The 2,511-nt window shown below is 71.6% G+C and carries 2 protein-coding genes; both read right to left on the bottom strand.

Going from position 1 to position 2,511, the window contains the following annotated elements:
- On the bottom strand, positions 1-1,036 hold a 1,036-nt coding region (locus tag IG62_RS49385; protein ID WP_234326947.1), incomplete at its 3' end, for a SpoIIE family protein phosphatase.
- A gap of 126 nt (positions 1,037-1,162) precedes the next feature.
- Entirely contained in the window at positions 1,163-1,918 is a 756-nt protein-coding gene (locus IG62_RS0140750) for a TetR/AcrR family transcriptional regulator (protein ID WP_051799253.1), read from the bottom strand.
- Positions 1,919-2,511: the final 593 nt, after the last annotated feature.

Below are 2,511 nucleotides of genomic sequence, written 5' to 3'. Positions count from 1 at the left end.
GGGCAGGGGTCGGGGTCGGCGCAGAGGTAGGGGCAGGGGTAGGGGTCGAGGTCGGCGCAGGGGCAGGGGTCGGGGCAGGCGCAGGGGTGGTGCCTGGTGCGGGGACCTGCGGGGGGTGGGGTGAGCCGGCCGTCCGCACCGGCCCTTGCGGGCCAGCCGCACGTTCCACCCCTCGGAAGCTGGCCGTCATCCGTTCCGCCCCCTGAGGGCCGGCCACCCGTTGCGTCCCCCCGGGATCGCCTACCCGTTCCGCTCCTCGGGGACCAGCCGCCCCTTGCAGCCCCTCGGAAGCGGATACCCGTTTCGCGGCTCGCGGAGCGGACGGCCGTTCTGCTCCCTGGGGGCCGGCTGTGGGGGTCGTGGACCACTGGCTGCTGTCCCAGCGGACGGCTCCGTCCAGGTGACGGGCGAGGTTGGGCAGGGTGGCCTGGCGGTGGGCGGCTGCGCGGAAGGCGCCGAGGAGGAGGGCGGCGTGGCCGTATGCGGGCAGGCCCTTGCCGCGGACGTCGCCGATGATCAGCCGGGTGCTGGAGAGGGTGCGTGCCGCGGCGAAGAGGTCGCCGCCCATTTCCGCCTCCTCCTCGGCCGGCAGGTACAGCGACGCGATCTCCAGAGGTCCGCTGCGGCCGGGCAGCGGGCGCAGCAGGACCTGCTGGGCCACCGCGGCGACCGAACGGCTCTTGATCAGGCGGCGCTCATTGCGGTCCCGGATGACGGCGAAGAGAACGACCAGCGCGGAGACCACTATCAGGGCGGCGATCTGCGCCTCGAGGTTCTCCGTGGAGAGGACGTGGCGCGCCACACCGATGAACACCTGGGCGGCGACCGCGAGCGCCCCGATGGCAGCCGTCAGCCAGGGACCGGCGAAGGCCGCGGTGATCGCGGGGGCCGCGACCAGGAGGGGCCCGAGGTGGATATGGGGCGGCGAGAGAAGGTCGATCGTGCAGACGGCCGCGATGAGGCCGATCGGGAGCAGCACCAGCAGATGACGCAGGTCCCGTCGTCCCCCGAGGAGCGTCAGCCGTCGAGAGGGCATGCCTCATGTTCGCACTGACATGAGAGGAATGCCCGGGTTGCTTCTATATGCACGGTTGGCCTCGTTCCTCTAGGGATGGATCGCATCGCGGGGGCAGAAGCTCGGAGCTCGGAGCTCGGAGACGACTCAGGAGGCGTGGTTGGTCGCTTCCTGGCGTAGGGCCTTGAGGAGGAGGTCGAGGGCGGGTTCGACGGCGGAGCCGGCCATGAGGGGGAGGTGGTCGCGTACGCGGTGCAGGCTGGGGACCTCGTCGGCGGGCAGGGTGCCGTATTCGGCATGCCAGGCCCGTTCGTCCGCCGCACGCTGGGCGGGGGCCAGCAGCAGTACGCCGGCGTCCAGCGCGGCGTGGCCGAGGACCGTGTCGACGAGGGCGTGGTAGTGCCGGACCGCGCTCGCCTCGTCGAAGCCGGCCTGGAGCAGCAGGCCGATGCCGGTGTCCACGGCCCTTTGCTCATGTGGCCGGCCGGTGACGCGGAGGGTGCTGAAGACGGCGATCTGCGGATGGCGGAGTGCGGAGCGGTAGGCACGCAGGCCGAAGTCGCGCAGGTCGGCGGCCCAGTCCCCGCTGAGCGTGAACCCCGTCATGGATTCGCCGATGAGCCGGTCGGCCAGGGCGAGCAGCAGGTCCTCGGTGTTGCGGAAGTAGCGGTAGACGGCGGAGGGATCGGCGCCTAGCGCGGCGCCCAGTTTGCGTACCGTGAACGCCTGCGCACCGTGTGCGTCGATCAGCCGGCAGGCGGTGTCGACGATGAGGTCGGCCGACAGCACCACGCCTGAACTGGTCGGCCGGCGCCGTTTGCGCTCCGTCGGGACCCGGTCGGTCGGGACGCGGTCGGTCGGGTCGCGGTCGGTCGGGACCCGGTCGCGTTCACTGTCTGGCACGCCGAACCTCTTTCTGTGCTCCGCTTTCTGTGCTCCGTTGGGGACGCGCTGTTCCCTTCGGGATCTGCCGCTGAGCCTCGGCCCGGCCCGCCACCGCCCGATGCCTGCCCTGCCGGCGCATCCTCAACCCCCGCCCCTCAGGCCGGGGAGCTCCCTGCTCTTGTCCAGGTCCACGTGTCCGGCGCCTTGTCCAGCTCTTTGGCCTTGTCGATGTCCAGGTCCTTGCCGGGCCCCGGAGTTGGGCCGCAGCAGGGGGCTGTCCCTGCCTCGCCCGGGGGTGCCCAAGGCCCAGTTAATCACCAGCCCTCACCCAGGTTACGTCAACACCGTTGACACAAGCTGGCGGGGGCTGTTTCATCGGCGGACATCAGCGCCCTCGCGGCCCGCTACCGGCGACCCGTACCGGCAGAGCCGCCTCATTGCCGCATCACTGTCGCCACCCCGCCGCCTCACTGCCGCCTCATTGCTGCCTCACTGTCGCCACACGCCGCCTCAAGTCGCCCCATAGCCACCTCATAGCCGCCCCTTAGCTCCCTTGGGGTGAAAGAAAGCCCCTCCCCTCCCCCGGACGCGCCCCGCCCCGACACCGACGG

It is taken from the genome of Streptomyces sp. NRRL S-337 (assembly GCF_000720175.1).
In the GTDB taxonomy this organism is placed as follows: domain Bacteria; phylum Actinomycetota; class Actinomycetes; order Streptomycetales; family Streptomycetaceae; genus Streptomyces; species Streptomyces siderophoricus.
This window is presented reverse-complemented; position numbering and strand designations above follow the sequence as displayed.